The sequence below is a fragment of the Psychrobacter immobilis genome, assembly GCF_904846175.1.
Taxonomy (GTDB): Bacteria; Pseudomonadota; Gammaproteobacteria; order Pseudomonadales; family Moraxellaceae; genus Psychrobacter; species Psychrobacter immobilis_E.
In genome coordinates this window covers 35,936-51,554 of the sequence record NZ_CAJGZM010000009.1, presented here as the reverse complement: position 1 = coordinate 51,554, position 15,619 = coordinate 35,936, and the positions used below count along the sequence as shown (strand labels likewise).

The following is a 15,619-nucleotide window of genomic DNA, read 5'->3' as shown; positions in this document are numbered from 1 at the left end:
TTGTAAACATTGCTGTCTGTTAATAAAAGCCGTCTGTTAATAAAACCCATTAGCTTCAATTAAATGCTCTAAATATCGCTAGCAAGTCGCCAATCATATTCTTGATTGAAGACGGCGCTTAAAAGTTATTCTAGATAACAGCTAGAAATAAAAGCGTTTAAAAACAGTCACCGCTAAAAATAATTGAGCTAATGGTAACTTTTTTATCAGGCCAATAGTAACTTTTTAATGTGACAAATGATAAATGACTCCCTATTAATAAGGCGTCTATGCCTATTTATCAAGGGTAGTATGAATAAACACTGAATAAAAGCCGCTAATAAGCCGGCAATTTATAGACACGCGATTTATAAGCCAGCAATAAAAATGCCCTAACCAGAAGTTAGGGCATTCGTAATACATTTTAGAGCAGTAACGCTAAAGCGCTAAATTACATACCTTGCTGCTGTTGTTGCTGAGCAGCCAATAGGTCTTGGTAGCTAACTTCTTTGTCAGTTACTTTGCCTTGCTCGATTAGATAATCGACCACTTGGTCTTCTAGAACCACAGACTCAATGTTAGCGCGTTGTTGCTTGTCATTGGTGTAGTATTCGATGACCTCGCTTGGATCTTCGTAGTTTTCAGCGGCTTCTTTGATAAAGCTTTCAACACGCTCTTGATCGACTTCTAAGCCTTTGGTGTCGATAACGCGAGCAACGATGATGCCAAGACGGGCAGCACGTAGCGCTTGCTCTTCAAATAGCTCATTCGGTAGCATGTCTTTATCGAAGCTATCAGCATTGGCACCGAACTGCTGAGAAAAACGTTGCATCATCATGTTGCGTTGACGCTCGATTTCTTGCTCTAGCATGGCGTTTGGTACGTCAAACTCGTTCTTCTCTAACAACGCATCAAACGTCGCTTGTTTTACTTGGCTACGCGCAGCATTTTTGATTTCGCGTTCCATGTTTTTACGGACGTCTTCTTTTAATTTCTCAACGCCGCCTTCTTTAACACCGAACAGCTCTAGGAACGCATCATCGATTTCAGGTAATTTTGATTTTTCAACCAATTTTACGTTGATTTTAAACTGCGCTTCTTTACCAGCTAAGTTTTCAGCTTGGTAATCTTCTGGGAAAGTGACGTCGATGACTTTTTCTTCGCCAGCTTTCATGCCTTTGATGCCATCTTCAAAACCTGGAATCATTTGGTTGCTACCGATAACCAGTTTGAAGTCTTCAGCAGAACCGCCTTCGAATTTCTCGCCGTCGATTGAGCCTTCAAAGTCAAACGTTACTTGATTGTCTTTGGCCGCTTTACCTTTTTTCTCAACGAATTCTTCACGTTGTTTTTGTAGGTTTTCAATCATGGTGTCAACGTCTTCGTCGCTAACTGTCGCCGTGTGACGCTCAACTTCGATTTCATCAATACCTTGCACGTCGATTTCTGGGAAGATTTCAACAGTCGCTTGATATACCAAGAAATCATCTTCAAGTTTTACGTCGTCGATGTTAGGCATGCCAACCGCGCGGATGTCTTCAGATTTGATCGCTTCGAATACGGTATCACGGATCACATCGTTGATGACTTCTTGTTGAATGCCAGCACCGTACTGTGAACGGATATGTGACATAGGAACGTTACCTTTACGGAAACCGTCAATCTTGGCAGTTTTCGCCACTTGGCGAATACGGCCTTCAACTTTATTTTGAATTTTTTCGACAGGAACTTTAACCGTTAGCTGAGTTTCTTTGTTAGATAGCTTGTTGGTTGTGACTTGTAAATCTGTAGCCATGTTAATTACACCTTTATGATTAAATAATAATAGACAACCATGCTGCAAAATACGCGTGTGCTACTGGTTGCCGTTGGAATAAATAGGGGATATTGATAGCGCGCAATTTCGCCGTCCGTGCCCATAACAATCGCTGCTGACACAAAAATGAGAAATGCTTTATCTGAATAGACGCTATCTGATATCAATATTAACCGTAAATAAATCGCATAATAACGCTTTTTGCTTAATTATACAGACAAATAACGGCTTTCAACAAAATTTTAAAAGTAGAACAGTATAATCTATCTGTTTATCAAAGTAAAAATTATCTGTTTAATCGCCCCTTAGGGGGTTTATGAGTATAACTTTGCTTTAATCTTCCCGCTTATTATTACTAAATGCGCTTTATTATCAAATAAGCTTATGACGGCAACTGCGCCAATAACTGCTCAATCGCCTGACCGCGATGACTGATGCTGTTTTTATCAGCAGCGCTTAAGCTTGCGGCCGTCGCTTGTAGCTCTGGCAACCAAAACAGCGGATCGTAACCAAAACCGCCATCACCATGCGGCGCATTCAAAATTTCACCCTGCCATAAACCTTGCGCGATAATCGGTAGCGGATCATCGGCATGGCGTACCATTGCCAATACGCAGACGAACATACCAGAAATAGGTGTATTTGGCTGCGCATCGCGGATAGGTTGCAAGTCAGCGATAAGCTTGGCATTGTTTTTGGCATCATTGCCATGCTCGCCTGCATAGCGGGCAGAGTAAATACCGGGTGCATTACCTAATACTGGCACGCAAAGCCCTGAATCATCTGCAATTGCGGGTAATCCGCTTGCTCGGCTGGCATGACGCGCTTTGATAATGGCGTTTTCAATAAAACTCAAGCCGTCTTCGATGGCATCTTCAATATCAAGTTGACCTTGCGGGACAATCGTCACATCCAAATCTGCCGCTGCAAACAAGCGGGTAAACTCAGCAAGTTTGCCTTTATTATTACTGGCGAGCACCCATTGGTTTTGCGGCGTAGCCGATATTGAATCATTTAAGGTGGATGCTTGTTGATGAGTCTCTGTGGCGCTGGTTTGGTTCATATTCTTTGTCCGTCATTGAGTCGCTGATACGCGTATATTCTAGGCTAGCATTAGTTAAATTACCAATTAGCATAACGAATAAGCGATTCATAACATTTGGTAACTGATATTTGTCATCACTCTTGCTATAATAGGCAATAAGCTACAGTGAATTATATCTTATAGCTTGTGAATTTAAAGTTAACAATACTTTTGAATATTCATAAGAGCTTTTAGTTGTTATGCTATTTAAAAGTAAAATAACTAACAATTGATGCGCGCTTAAGATAGGCTTTAGCATGCAAGCCTTTTAGGTTTACCGCAATATGTTCAACATATTGAGTAATGAATTTCACTAACAATAAACTAAGCCAATTTAGTCCAATAATTTATAGCATTGATTTAGGCTATACCTAATACTAATGGCTAAACAGCAAGGATAAAATAATATGTCAAAGATTACCTTACCAGAACTACCTTATGCAAAAGACGCGCTAGAGCCACATATCAGTGCTGAGACGCTAGAATACCATCATGACAAGCATCACAATGCATACGTGACTAAGCTCAATGAATTGTTACCTGGTTCTGGTCTAGAAGACAAAACTTTGTCAGAAATCATCGTAGCAACCGCTAAAGATGACAGCAAGCAAGGTATGTTTAACCAAGCAGCCCAAGTATGGAACCACACGTTCTATTGGAACTGCATGACGCCAACTAACGGCGGCGGCGAACCTACTGGCGATCTAAAAGCTAAAATCGAAGAAGACTTCGGTAGCTATGATAAGTTCCGTGAAGAGTTCAAAAACGCAGCATTGACTCAGTTTGGTTCAGGTTGGGCATGGCTAGTTGCTGATAAAGTCGGTGGCAAACTGTCTATCGCCAAAACAGCTAACGCTGATACACCACTTGCACATGACCAAGTAGCCGTATTGACTTGTGACGTGTGGGAACATGCTTACTATATCGATTATCGTAACCGTCGTCCTGACTATGTCGACACGTTCCTAGACAAGCTAGTGAACTGGGACTACGCAAACGCAAAATATAAAGGTCAAGATGCTGGTGTTGAAGAGTAAGTTTTAAACACTAAGTAATTTGATTTGAAAAAAGGACGCTGAGAGGCGTCCTTTTTTTGGTTTAAAGTTTATGGTAAATTAGCGCTTAAGCCATAACCTTACTTATGTTTATTATGATTGTTATCAAAAAAGAGTAGTGTTTATTGCTAAGAAATTTATTTCAATTACCTTTTACAGGAAAGTATTATGCCGAACAATTATTCTTCACCGTTATCTTTAATAATACTCATCGAAACCAAAGCAGGCTGTGCTAATCAACAAATTCGAGCCTTTAAAGAACTACAGCCTTTAGTTTTAGCAGAGAAGGGTTGTTTGCAATATGAGCTGACTCAAGATGTTGAAAATGAAAACCAGTTTGTATTAATAGAGAAATGGGCAACTCAAGCAGACTTAGATGCTCATGATATTACTCCGCATATGATTTATGCGGATAAAAAGAGTCCTAGCTTTCGTGCCAAACCTGCGACCGTTTTTAAATTAAACTCTATTTAATTTATCTAATAGAGTTTGGTGCGTTTTTAGAATTTAACTAACTTTTAAATAGTAGGTTGTGCTTTGTTAAACACACCTTACAACACCTCAAAACCAAACTTACCCAACGCTTCCTTCAACATCGCAATATTATAATAAGCATGCGCATTGACGGTGTTTTGAAAGAAGATATATAGCGTATCAAAATGCTGACGCTGATTGGCAATCGCTTGCGCCCAGTCCTGCATTTCAGCCTCAGAGTAGCGATAATCATGGCGATCAGCCGCACTCATCGCATCCCACCAATTTAGATTATTGCCATGCATCCGCAGATAACCAGTACGCTGGGTAAATATCAGCCGTGACGGTGGCAGTCCACTGACTTTGGGATAATCGACGCTACACCAAATCAGACCTTGCTGGATAAAGCTATCAACCACTTGCGGGGTATGCCAGCCGTTATGTCGGAACTCGATGGCTAATGGATAATCCTTAAACCAACTAACGAGATTTGCCAGATATAGACGGTGCTCGCGGGTACGGTCAAAGCCATGTGGGAATTGCAGTAGTAATGGCGCGAGAGCATCCGCTTCGATAAGCGGGGTGAGAGCAGTAAGAAATGCTTGCGCGTGTTCGGCAGTGCCTTTACGTGCATGAGTAAAGTATTGATGGAGTTTGACGGCGAATTTCAACTCACTATTTGCCTCGACATAGGCTTTATTGACCATACCTGCAAAGGCTTTTTGCCCGATAGGCGCGTAAAAGGTACTGTTAATCTCTACCGCACCATATTGCTTAGCGTATTCACGTAAAAAGTCCGTTTTTTTAGTGCCAGTTGGATATAGGGTACCGAGTAAGTCGGTATCGCTATAACCGCCAGTACCGAGGTAAATACGCTGAGTAGGGGCATTATCCATGTTGACCACCCTTTGCTATTTTTAATAATTAAAATATTTAGCTCGTTTCTTATGACGTTATTTTTTCCGCGACCAAAGCCATTCAATGAGTGCCATCAACGCATCATTCTCTTTATTACCGTTAAGTTCGCGATTATTTAATTCAAGACCACTCAGTTCACGAGTAAGTGCTGCGCGTCCGTCATCAAATAGCGATTGCGCATAGCTAGTCGCCTGCTCAACGCCCATCAATTTTACATAGGTAGATTTATCTAGTTTTTCATCACTGCCGGCAGGCTTGCCAAGCGTGTCGGTAGAGGTCGTGACATCTAAAATATCGTCCTGAACCTGAAAGGCGAGACCGATATGTTGGGCACACTCTTGCAATGCCATACGCTGCGGAGCTGTCGCACCAGCGCAAATACCACCCATAAGCATCGCCGCTTCAATTAATGCACCGGTTTTATCACGGTGGATAGCTTCTAAGTCGCTCTGTGAAATGCCAGTAGTGGCTTCAGCATTGAGGTCGAGCATTTGACCGGATACCATACGCCGTGCACGTGGGGCAAATATAGCGATGAGCTGGCTTGCGATAGCTGAATCAAAGCGTGCAAAGGTTGGCAGATCGGCGGTCAATACCTCAAAGGCTAGCGTCTGTAATACGTCGCCAGCGAGTAGGGCGGTCGACTCTTCAAAGACGATATGAGCGGTTGGCTGACCACGGCGCAGCTCGTCATCATCCATACATGGCAAATCATCATGTACCAACGAATAAGTGTGCAGCAGCTCCACCGCCAATGCAGCACGGCGCGCCATATCATAATCTGAGTCGTTTTCTAATAGAGCTTCCAAACCATCAGCGTTAGCCATACTGTTTTTATTGTCAGTGCTTTTATCTGTATTTTCATTGGCATTAGCATTGCTTTGATTGACACTATCAAAGGCGCTGACGACCAATAACGGACGTACCAATTTACCAGTACCTGTCATCACATAACGGCAGGCATCAAGCAGTGGGCTTGGTAGCTCAGCGTAAGCAAATAATACGTCGATATCTTGCGACAGTTGCGCACGCACGGCGTTATGAAATTGCTCAGTATTGTTATCAAAGCTAGCAAAAGATACAAGTCTTGCAGGCATCAGGCTTGGCGTAGTAGTAGAAGTAAAAACAGTCATAACCCAACCATCTATCAGGTGAATAATAAAAATAGTGCTAGTGTAGCATGATAGATTATATTCCTTAGCGAGCGAGTATTATCAATGACGCATTTTTGCCGGTTTAATGTTAAGAAATTGGCTTAAAAAAGACGGAAATAATACAACAAGCCATCGTTACGTATTATTGATTTAACTTAGACGTTGGATATGTTTTGATATTGCAGAGGAGTTGTAAATAGAAAAATGCTGTTTATCAAGATTGAAAGCTCTAAAGATTGAATCAATAGCACTCATCATATAATCTCAGTATACAAGCGGTCACTTAAAGCACCTTGGCAGCAAGGTAAAGGGTTAGTGTCGACTTAAGAGTGACTTGCGAGTATGGTATTAGCTTGTGACAGTCGGGGGCATAATCCCCTACACTAATTGGCGTAAAAATGGTCTGGCGCTTAAAAAGTGGATTTTTGACCTTATTTAAGTGACCTATCATCTCAATGTTCAGCCAATATTGATAACATCAGTACCGGTAACAAACGTATATAAATGAAGCGCCGTATTCAATTGTGCTAACGCGGTAACATTCAGCATAGAAAATGAATATAAGCATGAGCGCTGGATAATAAAGACATCTGCACTGCTCACTCTATGCTGACTTTATAAGACAGTATGTTGGCAGTGTTATTACTCGTTTTACTAACAATAACTGGCTATGTACTTTAATTTTAAAACTTTTAATTCTAAAACGTAGCTTTCGTTATATAGCAAGGAGTTCCAAATGGTATACCAAGGAAATCGCATCACGGTGACAATGCTAGAGGATGGCATCGCCAACATGCAGTACAACGCCGAAAATGAGAGCGTGAATAAGTTTGATGCTGAAACCAATAAGCAATTTGCTGAAGTTGTTAATGCTTTAGAAAAAGCCGATGACGTTAAGGGCTTAATTGTCACCTCAAGCAAAGGCGTCTTTATTGCTGGTGCTGATATCACAGAGTTTGTGGCGTCTTTTAAGCAGCCAGAAGAAGAGATCAAAGATTGGGTTATTAATATTAATGACGCCTTCAATCGCTTTGAAGATTTACCGTTTCCGAAAGTAGCTGCTATCAATGGTGCGGCGCTTGGCGGTGGTTGTGAGATGACCTTGGTTTGTGAATACCGTGTCATGAGCGACAAAGCAATCATCGGTCTACCAGAAACCCAACTGGGTATCTTCCCAGGCTTTGGTGGTACCGTTCGTACTACGCGTGTGATTGGTATCGACAATGCGCTTGAATTGATTGCCACTGGTACACCAAAGAAAGCACTTGATGCGCTAAAGTTAGGCTTGGTTGATGCGACTGTTGCTGCTGATGACTTGCAAGATGCAGCCATTGATTTGGTCAAAAAATGTATCTCAGGTGAGCTTGATTGGAAAGCGAAGCGTGAAGAGAAGCTCGTTCCTGTTAAATTAAATCAGCTTGAGCAAGCGATGGCGTTTAATAGTGCAAAAGGTATGATCTTTGCAAAGGCCAATCCTAAGCAGTACCCTGCGCCAGCACTGGCTATCGCGGCGATGGAAAAACACGTTAATTTACCACGTGATAAAGCAATCGAAGTAGAAGCGGCTGGTTTTGCAAAAGCGGCGAAAACCCCACAAGCAGAAAGCTTGGTTGGTTTGTTCTTAAGCGATCAGTTGGTTAAAAAATTAGCGAAGCAGCATAGCAAAAACGCACATGAAATCAATGAAGCGGCCGTACTAGGCGCTGGTATCATGGGCGGTGGTATCGCCTATCAAGCAGCTAGCAAAGGCTTACCAATCATCATGAAAGACATCAAGTCTGAGCAATTAGACCTTGGTATGGGCGAAGCCAGCAAGTTACTTGGCAAAATGGTCGAACGCGGCAAAATGACCCCAGTAAAAATGGGTGAAACCTTAAGCCGTATCCGTCCGACTTTGAATTATGGTGATTTTGCTGAAACTGATATCGTTATCGAAGCAGTGGTAGAGAATCCAAATGTTAAGCGTGCGGTATTAAAAGAAGTGGAAGGCTTGGTAAAAGATGATTGTATCTTAGCCTCAAACACTTCAACTATCTCTATTACTTTCTTGGCTGAAGCACTTGAGCGTCCAGAAAACTTCGTCGGCATGCATTTCTTTAACCCGGTAAGCCGTATGCCATTGGTTGAAGTCATTCGTGGTAAAAAATCTTCTGAAGAAGCCATTTCTACTACGGTCGCCTTGGCTACTAAAATGGGTAAAGTGCCCGTTGTGGTTAATGATTGCCCAGGTTTCTTAGTCAACCGTGTGCTATTCCCATACTTTGGCGCCTTTGACTTGCTCCTTAAGCAAGGTGCTGATTTTGCTCATGTCGATAAAGTCATGGAAAAATTCGGCTGGCCGATGGGTCCTGCTTATCTAATCGACGTCGTTGGTTTAGATACTGGTGTCCATGGCGCAGAAGTCATGGCTGAAGGTTTCCCTGACCGCATGAAGCCTGATTATAAAGGCGCGATTGAGCTTTTATATGAAAACAAACGCTTAGGTCAGAAAAACGGCGTTGGTTTCTATAAGTATGAAATGGACAAACGTGGTAAGCCAAAGAAAGTTGCTGATGAAGCCACTTATGAGCTGCTAAAAACGACAACAGATAGCGACAAGCAAACCTTTGATGATCAAGCAATTATCGACCGTACCATGCTGGCTTTCTGTAATGAGACCGTCCGTTGCCTAGAAGACAATATCGTCAGCACGCCGTCAGAAGCGGATATGGCGATGATTATGGGTGTTGGCTTCCCGCCATTCCGCGGTGGACCTTGCCGTTATATCGACCAAATGGGTTTAGATAACTACTTGGCACTGTGTGAAAAATACGCATACCTTGGCAAAGCTTATGAAGCTCCGCAAAAGATTCGCGATATGTCAGCAGCAGGCGAGACCTTTTACGCTACTGCGTAATGGGTAGTCATTACTAGGATGAAGTGCAGTACACATGCTCGATAAGATTACTGGTAATTTATTTATTATCACTAACCTTCTAAATTAGATAAGCGAGCATTGCGGTACTGCCACTGACAATAAAAATTGAAAAGGAAGATAGTATGACAATTTTAAGTCCAAAAGACGTGGTCATCGTAGATGGCGTACGCTCAGCAATGGGTAAAACCAAAAACGGTATGTTCCGTCATGTCCGCGCTGATAGCATGTCTGCTGAATTGGTTCGTGCATTGGTTGAGCGTAATGACTTTGACCCACGTGACGTTGAAGACATCATCTGGGGCTGTGTTAACCAAACCCTAGAGCAAGGTTTAAACATCGGTCGTAACATCGGCTTGCTTGCTGATATCCCTAAGACAGCTGGTGGTCAAACCGTTAACCGTCTATGTGGTTCATCTATGCAGGCGCTACACACTGCTGCTGCTCAAATCATGACCGGTCAAGGTGATGTTTTCATCATCGGTGGTGTTGAGCATATGGGTCACGTCGGTATGATGCATGGCGTTGATCTGAATCCTGAAGCGTCAAAGCATTATGCTAAAGCTTCAAACATGATGGGCTTGACCGCTGAAATGCTGGGTCGCATGAATAACATCACTCGTGAAGAGCAAGATGCTTTTGGTCTTGAGTCGCATCGCCGTGCATGGGCTGCGACTGTTGAAGGTCGTTTCGACAATGAAATCATCGGTATCGAAGGTCATGACGAAGCGGGTCGCTTACAACTATGTACTGTCGATGAAGTGATTCGTCCTGATGCTACTATGGAGCAAATGCAAAAGCTACGTCCAGCCTTTGATCCAGTAGGCGGTACGGTAACTGCTGCTACCTCATCTGCATTATCTGATGGTGCATCAGCGATGCTAGTCATGAGCGCCCAAAAAGCCAAAGAGTTAGGTTTGAAACCTCGTGCTCGTATTCGCAGCATGGCTGTTGCTGGTTGTGATGCCGCTATCATGGGTTATGGTCCTGTGCCTGCCACACAAAAAGCATTGAAACGTGCTGGCATGAGCATCGATGATATGCAAACCATCGAGCTAAACGAAGCGTTTGCAGCACAAGGTCTATCAGTACTAAAAGCATTGAACTTGACGGATAAGCAAGACATCGTCAACATCAACGGTGGCGCGATTGCATTAGGGCATCCACTAGGTTGTTCAGGTGCTCGTATCACGGTTACCTTGCTAAACGCCATGGAGCAGTCTGATACTGAAATCGGTCTAGCGACCATGTGTATCGGTCTTGGCCAAGGTATTGCGACGATTATTGAGCGTGTTTAAGCCTGTAATATTATCAATTTTTTAAAATAATTTATCGTTCTAATAAAAACCCCTAGTCATGATGGCTAGGGGTTTTTGCATTTAAGGATTACCCTATTTTTTACAATTAAAACATCATAAGTTGTTATATAGCTTATCTCCATTGACGCATTCATTAAACTATGACTAAATGAGAGAAGAGTTAATCATTATAATTTTAAGCCTGATAGCAATTTTAAATAAGTTTAGAACCGTCAGCTTCAGCCGTACAAGGAGTGTACTATGTCCACCATGATTACTGATCGTACCTACCGTATTGACCGTGAAAATACCCAAGCGATGATTATCGATATCCAAGAACGCTTGACGCCGCATATTTATGACCATGAAAATATCATCAAAAAAACCGTCACTCTAATCAAAGGTCTGCAAGCGCTTGGTATCCCTATTATGCTCAATGAGCAATATAAAAAAGGCTTAGGCGAAACCTTACCCGAAATTCGTGAGCTATTAGAAGGCGATAATGCCAAAGGTTTCGAAAAAGTGACTTTTAGTGCTTGCGACAATGATGATTCATGGAATCATTTAGCACAGCAGAATCGAAGCATTGTTTTATTATTTGGGGTGGAGGCGCATGTTTGCGTGCTACAAACGGCATTGGACTTACTCGATAATGGCATGCAGCCAGTCATTATTGGAGATGCAGTTGGTTCGCGTTTTCCGTACGATAAAAAGCAAGCGATTCGCCGTATCCGCCGCGCTGGAGGTGTGATTACCACGGTTGAAACCATTCTGTTTGAGCTGTGCCGCAGTAGTAAAGACCCTGCGTTTAAAACCATTAGTAGTTTGATTAAGTAATTTGATTAAGTGGCTTAATTAAGCAGATTGATTGGTAATAAAACGTTTCTTTAATGGTTAATAAAGAAAGATAGCGCTTTGATAGTTAGGCGCTATCTTTTTTAAATACTAAGTTTTTCGCTTTGAAATAAAGCTCTTAAACAACGTTTGAAGTTGGCTTAACACTAGATTTATTTGCTGGCTTATCCTTTATTTTTAAGACTAAAAAGGTAGCTAAAGCGACGGCAATAATCAGTACCCAACCAGTCGGTGTCCAACTGCCAGTCAGTCCTTTCACGCCTTGCATCAGCAACACCATGATGACGCCTCCGAGATTGCCCATCATCATCAGCATGGCAACTGCTTTGGCCGCTTGTGAGGCATGTACGGTGTCTTCAGCGGCGGCAATCAGTAGCGGATAACCTGCTAGTAAGAAAAACCCCAGTACAAAACTCAGCAATAATGTTGAGGTTCCTGTCGTTAAGTACAGTAAAGGATACGTTGCACTCGCACCAACCAGCGTTGCCAATATTAAAAATATCCGCCGTTTTTGCAGATAATCAGATAATAGCGGAATCAGTAGCGCCCCTAAAATACCGCCGACGATCAGCATCGCGGTAATAATGCCCGCCGTCGCCTCATCAATACCGCGTGGCGCAAGAATAGGCGCAATCCAGTTACTCAGCCCATTAAAATAACCCATCGCAATAAACACTGCCAATGAGATAAACCAGAGCCGTTTATTTTTTAATAGCGATTCGATTTCGTGCAGTGATATAGCGCTATCTTGTTGTTTGGGTTTTTCAACGACCACTAATAAAAAGCCTACTACCGCCACCGCCGTAATAACGACATTGATAAGTAGCATGCCAGAGAAGCCAAACGCCTCGATTAATGGAGCAGGGGCAAAAGCGCCAAGGGCGGTCGCCAAAAACATCCCACCCATAATAACGCCTGTTACCGTGGCGATTTGCGATTTATCAAACCAATCCGAGGTCACTTGATTGATAGCATTGGTAATATACGGTTGAGCGATGGCAATCAGTAATTGCCCTGCAAACACTGTCCAATAATGATCAGCGCCCAACCAGCGTATTATTGAGCCTATCAGCATAAGCAGCGCCGCTAAGCTGACGATTTTTTTATATCCAATATTATCAAGTACCTTGCCAGAATGAATGGCGAGTAGCACAAAGATAATAGGGAACATCAACGTTAATAAATTGGCGAAAAACTCATTAACACCGAAATGTGCCTCAGTGCTAATTACGATGGTGGCAAAGGTCAGCCATAAAAACTGATTGACCCCAAGTAAAAGAGAGAAGCCTGCAATAATGAGCCATTTATTGGGTAGTTTTTGCTTGGAAATTACTGAGTTCGCAGTTAATGAATTGGCACGCGTTGCAGCGTCAGTGGTGGGTGGCATCGACATATCCTTGTCTGGTGCAGGTTGTTATCCATTATTTTATGCATAACCTTGTCCATAGTCTTATGCATTGCCTGTTGCCCTATTATGAGCATTAGTCGAATATTAAACAATAAAAAATTAGATATTTGCCTTTATTGATTGTTTTAGAAAAACCTATATGCTTACCAGCGTGAGAAAATGTCTATTATAATAAGTGATTTCGTATAAAGATTAGAGTTAGACAAAGCGCTAACCATTTACCAGTCAAATTAGAGAAAGCCATGCCATTAGAAACCATGTCATCAAAAGCGATTTCCTCGAAAGCCACGTTATCAACAACCATGCCATCGACTAAGCAAAAGCTATTAACCAATCCAAAGCTTACTGCAAATATCGATATTGATGACGTGACGCATTTTTTACTAGAGCTGGATGCGCTTAAACGTGTCAATCGACGTAGCTATGTGACGGGTACGAATCGTTTAGAAAACTCTGCTGAGCATTCTTGGCATTTGGCGATGGCATGTTGGTCAATCGCTGAGTTATTTGAGCTGGATGTCAATCATGAAAAATTACTTAAGATGGCACTGATACATGATTTGGGCGAGATTGATGCGGGCGATACTTTTTTATACGCCGATACACGTGGTGATGCGCACGTTGAAGAGCGTGAAGGAATTGCGCGATTGCAAAGCGAGCGCGGTAATGGGATTGCTGATTTAAGTGAGGTTTGGGAGGAGCAGGAAACAGGTAATAGTAAAGAGAGCCAACTGCTTAGAGTGGTTGATCGTTTATTACCGTTTTTGCTTAATCTGAACACCAACGGAAAAACGTGGATTGATGCTAACGTTACGCGCTCTCAAGTAGCTGGCGCACATGGCTTTATTAAAGACAGCTTTCCGAGTATCCATGAGTGGCTAGCAAAACAGATTGACTATGCAACTAAGCAAGGATGGTTGGTTGATAAGTAAATTGATACCGAATTTGGTTGCTAGACTTTTCATTTAATAGCGTTGTCGTTTGATCGCGTCACCTCGTTACTGATTCGCAATGGTTGACGCCGTCTAAAGCCTTTATATTGAACAGTGGGGTCAGTAATAACAGAGAGGCTACATGCACTTATTTAAAAACTATAAAACGTTGTGCAAATCGCTAGCCTTTGTCAGCATGCTGGGATTAGCGCAAATGGTGCAAGCGCTTGCTCCTGTCAGCGATGGTGATAAATTGGCACACGATGCCAAAAAGCAGATCGGTATCACAGTGAGCTATGACCCTACTTACCGTAAGCTGGAATTTCCGCGTGGCGATGTAGCAATAAAGACCGGCGTCTGTACCGATGTGATTATTCGCGCTTATCGTTTGCAAAATGTAGATTTGCAGCAGTTGGTCAATCATGACATGAAGTCAAATTGGTCTGCCTATCCGAAAATATGGGGCTTAAAGTCAACGGATAAAAATATCGATCATCGCCGTGTGCCCAATCTTGAGGTATTTTTTGTGCAGCATGGGCAGTCGTTATCAGTCACTGATAAAGACAGCTTTCAAGTCGGAGATATTGTAACGTGGCGCTTGCCCAATGGTAACTTGCCGCATATAGGTATCGTATCAGACAAAGCAGCTGCTGATGGTACGCCGTTGATTATTCATAATATCGGCCGCGGTACGCAAGAAGAAAATGTCCTTTATGCTTATCCTATACACAAGCACTTTCGTTATTAGCTACTTTCCTTATTAGCCGCTATCTTACGACGAAACCATAACTCTCATTAAAAAGCCCAATTAAGCATAATGATTTATACTTAATTGGGCTTTTGTTTGTAGCATTAAACAGCGGTTTTATTTAGCGTTAGCAACACCTAATAATTGTCCCATTTGTACCACGCTATTGGCTTGCATGTTATCTTGCCAATCGGCTTTTGCGCCTTTTGGTAGTACTACAATCGCGGTCGAGCCTAAATAAAAGCGTCCAAGCTCATCACCCTTTGCAAAGCTCATATTGTGCTCGGCTTCTTGAATTTCCTCAGTGCGACTGATTTTGCCAGTCGCTACCGTTTCGATACCAGCGACAATCATTGCCCCAACCATTACAACTGCTGCTTTGCCGTATTCTGTGTCAAACAAACAAACCAAACGCTCGTTACGGGCAAACAAATCAGGCACATTTGCCGCCGTGGTATTATTGACAGAAAATAGCGTGCCCGGTACATAACGGGTTTTGGTCAACGTACCAGCAAATGGCATGTGTACGCGGTGATAGTTACTAGGTGCTAGATATACAGTCGCAAAGCTACCATCCGCAAAATAGCTGCCCTCTTCGCTATTGGCCAGTAATTGTCCGATGTCATAGTCACGACCTTTGGCTTGCAGCAATTTATGGTCGCGGATTTGCCCTAACTGTGAAATAACGCCATCGGCAGGACTGACAATGCCGTTTGCGCTGCTATCGATGATACGCGCGTCGTCTTTTAGCTCACGGGTAAAAAAGTCATTAAAGCTTTCATAAGCGTTAAAGCTTTGGCGCTCGTATTCATCTAAGCTCACATTATAAGCTTTGGCAAAACTGCGGATAAAGGTGCGTTTGACATAAGGATGGCGGCTGGCGGCCAAACGTCCAGCGACTTTACTCAACTGCTGCTGCGGCACAAATTGTTGAAGGGTGGCAAATAAATTCATAATGAGGCTACCAAAATAGGGTTTGATGTA

Annotated in this window: 13 protein-coding genes; 7 read left to right on the top strand and 6 right to left on the bottom strand. The window is 42.6% G+C overall.

Going from position 1 to position 15,619, the window contains the following annotated elements; all coding sequences use genetic code 11:
- Window positions 1-430: 430 nt before the first annotated feature.
- Together tig and rdgB are read right to left on the bottom strand one after the other, a co-directional pair.
- Window positions 431-1,774 carry a trigger factor gene (gene tig, locus JMW39_RS11090; protein WP_201546524.1) on the bottom strand — a complete coding sequence of 448 codons (1,344 nt, stop codon included), beginning with the start codon at window positions 1,772-1,774 and terminating at the stop codon, window positions 431-433.
- 403 nt (window positions 1,775-2,177) lie between these two features.
- Window positions 2,178-2,858, bottom strand: a complete 681-nt coding sequence (gene rdgB / locus JMW39_RS11085) for an RdgB/HAM1 family non-canonical purine NTP pyrophosphatase (RefSeq protein ID WP_227679496.1) — start codon at window positions 2,856-2,858, stop codon at window positions 2,178-2,180.
- Between the two features lie 428 nt (window positions 2,859-3,286).
- On the opposite strand from rdgB, the gene JMW39_RS11080 reads away from it, so the two are divergent.
- Together JMW39_RS11080 and JMW39_RS11075 are read left to right on the top strand one after the other, a co-directional pair.
- Window positions 3,287-3,916 (top strand): superoxide dismutase, encoded by a 630-nt coding sequence (locus JMW39_RS11080; RefSeq protein ID WP_201546523.1) that lies wholly within the window; start codon window positions 3,287-3,289, stop codon window positions 3,914-3,916.
- A gap of 186 nt (window positions 3,917-4,102) precedes the next feature.
- The gene (locus tag JMW39_RS11075) at window positions 4,103-4,408 is read left to right on the top strand and encodes a putative quinol monooxygenase (RefSeq protein ID WP_201546522.1); all 306 of its coding nucleotides are present in this window, start codon (window positions 4,103-4,105) and stop codon (window positions 4,406-4,408) included.
- Window positions 4,409-4,485: 77 nt separating this feature from the next.
- Here the strand turns inward: JMW39_RS11075 and JMW39_RS11070 are convergent, their stop codons facing one another.
- Together JMW39_RS11070 and JMW39_RS11065 are read right to left on the bottom strand one after the other, a co-directional pair.
- Window positions 4,486-5,304, bottom strand: a complete 819-nt coding sequence (locus JMW39_RS11070) for a DUF72 domain-containing protein (protein WP_201546521.1) — start codon at window positions 5,302-5,304, stop codon at window positions 4,486-4,488.
- 57 nt (window positions 5,305-5,361) lie between these two features.
- Window positions 5,362-6,459, bottom strand: coding sequence for a polyprenyl synthetase family protein (locus tag JMW39_RS11065; RefSeq protein WP_201546520.1), 1,098 nt, complete (start codon window positions 6,457-6,459; stop codon window positions 5,362-5,364).
- A 757-nt stretch (window positions 6,460-7,216) separates the two neighbouring features.
- On the opposite strand from JMW39_RS11065, the gene fadB reads away from it, so the two are divergent.
- The 3 genes from fadB (at window position 7,217) to JMW39_RS11050 (ending at window position 11,529) form a co-directional block, all read left to right on the top strand.
- A complete protein-coding gene (gene fadB / locus JMW39_RS11060) occupies window positions 7,217-9,376 on the top strand; it encodes a fatty acid oxidation complex subunit alpha FadB (protein ID WP_201546519.1) in 2,160 nt (719 codons plus the stop codon).
- A gap of 143 nt (window positions 9,377-9,519) precedes the next feature.
- Window positions 9,520-10,692, top strand: a complete 1,173-nt coding sequence (gene fadA / locus JMW39_RS11055) for an acetyl-CoA C-acyltransferase FadA (protein ID WP_201546518.1) — start codon at window positions 9,520-9,522, stop codon at window positions 10,690-10,692.
- A 261-nt stretch (window positions 10,693-10,953) separates the two neighbouring features.
- Window positions 10,954-11,529 carry an isochorismatase family protein gene (locus tag JMW39_RS11050; RefSeq protein WP_201546517.1) on the top strand — a complete coding sequence of 192 codons (576 nt, stop codon included), beginning with the start codon at window positions 10,954-10,956 and terminating at the stop codon, window positions 11,527-11,529.
- 136 nt (window positions 11,530-11,665) lie between these two features.
- Here JMW39_RS11050 and JMW39_RS11045 read toward each other — a convergent pair whose 3' ends face one another.
- On the bottom strand, window positions 11,666-12,934 hold the full coding sequence (locus JMW39_RS11045; RefSeq protein WP_201546516.1) for an MFS transporter: 1,269 nt from the start codon (window positions 12,932-12,934) through the stop codon (window positions 11,666-11,668).
- A 263-nt stretch (window positions 12,935-13,197) separates the two neighbouring features.
- On the opposite strand from JMW39_RS11045, the gene JMW39_RS11040 reads away from it, so the two are divergent.
- Window positions 13,198-13,887: an HD domain-containing protein gene (locus JMW39_RS11040; RefSeq protein ID WP_265088456.1), complete on the top strand. Its 690-nt coding sequence runs from the start codon at window positions 13,198-13,200 to the stop codon at window positions 13,885-13,887.
- A gap of 142 nt (window positions 13,888-14,029) precedes the next feature.
- Entirely contained in the window at window positions 14,030-14,635 is a 606-nt protein-coding gene (locus JMW39_RS11035) for a DUF1287 domain-containing protein (protein ID WP_201546515.1), read from the top strand.
- A gap of 117 nt (window positions 14,636-14,752) precedes the next feature.
- Here the strand turns inward: JMW39_RS11035 and asd are convergent, their stop codons facing one another.
- On the bottom strand, window positions 14,753-15,589 hold the full coding sequence (asd, locus tag JMW39_RS11030) for an archaetidylserine decarboxylase (RefSeq protein WP_201546547.1): 837 nt from the start codon (window positions 15,587-15,589) through the stop codon (window positions 14,753-14,755).
- Window positions 15,590-15,619 lie beyond the last annotated feature (30 nt).

What these genes read in the sequence shown, in the direction of transcription:
- tig (WP_201546524.1), bottom strand. Translation starts at nt 1,774, where the DNA reads ATGGCTACAGATTTACAAGTCACAACCAACAAGCTATCTAACAAAGAA.
- rdgB (WP_227679496.1), bottom strand. Translation starts at nt 2,858, where the DNA reads ATGAACCAAACCAGCGCCACAGAGACTCATCAACAAGCATCCACCTTA.
- JMW39_RS11080 (WP_201546523.1), top strand. Translation starts at nt 3,287, where the DNA reads ATGTCAAAGATTACCTTACCAGAACTACCTTATGCAAAAGACGCGCTA.
- JMW39_RS11075 (WP_201546522.1), top strand. Translation starts at nt 4,103, where the DNA reads ATGCCGAACAATTATTCTTCACCGTTATCTTTAATAATACTCATCGAA.
- JMW39_RS11070 (WP_201546521.1), bottom strand. Translation starts at nt 5,304, where the DNA reads ATGGATAATGCCCCTACTCAGCGTATTTACCTCGGTACTGGCGGTTAT.
- JMW39_RS11065 (WP_201546520.1), bottom strand. Translation starts at nt 6,459, where the DNA reads ATGACTGTTTTTACTTCTACTACTACGCCAAGCCTGATGCCTGCAAGA.
- fadB (WP_201546519.1), top strand. Translation starts at nt 7,217, where the DNA reads ATGGTATACCAAGGAAATCGCATCACGGTGACAATGCTAGAGGATGGC.
- fadA (WP_201546518.1), top strand. Translation starts at nt 9,520, where the DNA reads ATGACAATTTTAAGTCCAAAAGACGTGGTCATCGTAGATGGCGTACGC.
- JMW39_RS11050 (WP_201546517.1), top strand. Translation starts at nt 10,954, where the DNA reads ATGTCCACCATGATTACTGATCGTACCTACCGTATTGACCGTGAAAAT.
- JMW39_RS11045 (WP_201546516.1), bottom strand. Translation starts at nt 12,934, where the DNA reads ATGCCACCCACCACTGACGCTGCAACGCGTGCCAATTCATTAACTGCG.
- JMW39_RS11040 (WP_265088456.1), top strand. Translation starts at nt 13,198, where the DNA reads ATGCCATTAGAAACCATGTCATCAAAAGCGATTTCCTCGAAAGCCACG.
- JMW39_RS11035 (WP_201546515.1), top strand. Translation starts at nt 14,030, where the DNA reads ATGCACTTATTTAAAAACTATAAAACGTTGTGCAAATCGCTAGCCTTT.
- asd (WP_201546547.1), bottom strand. Translation starts at nt 15,589, where the DNA reads ATGAATTTATTTGCCACCCTTCAACAATTTGTGCCGCAGCAGCAGTTG.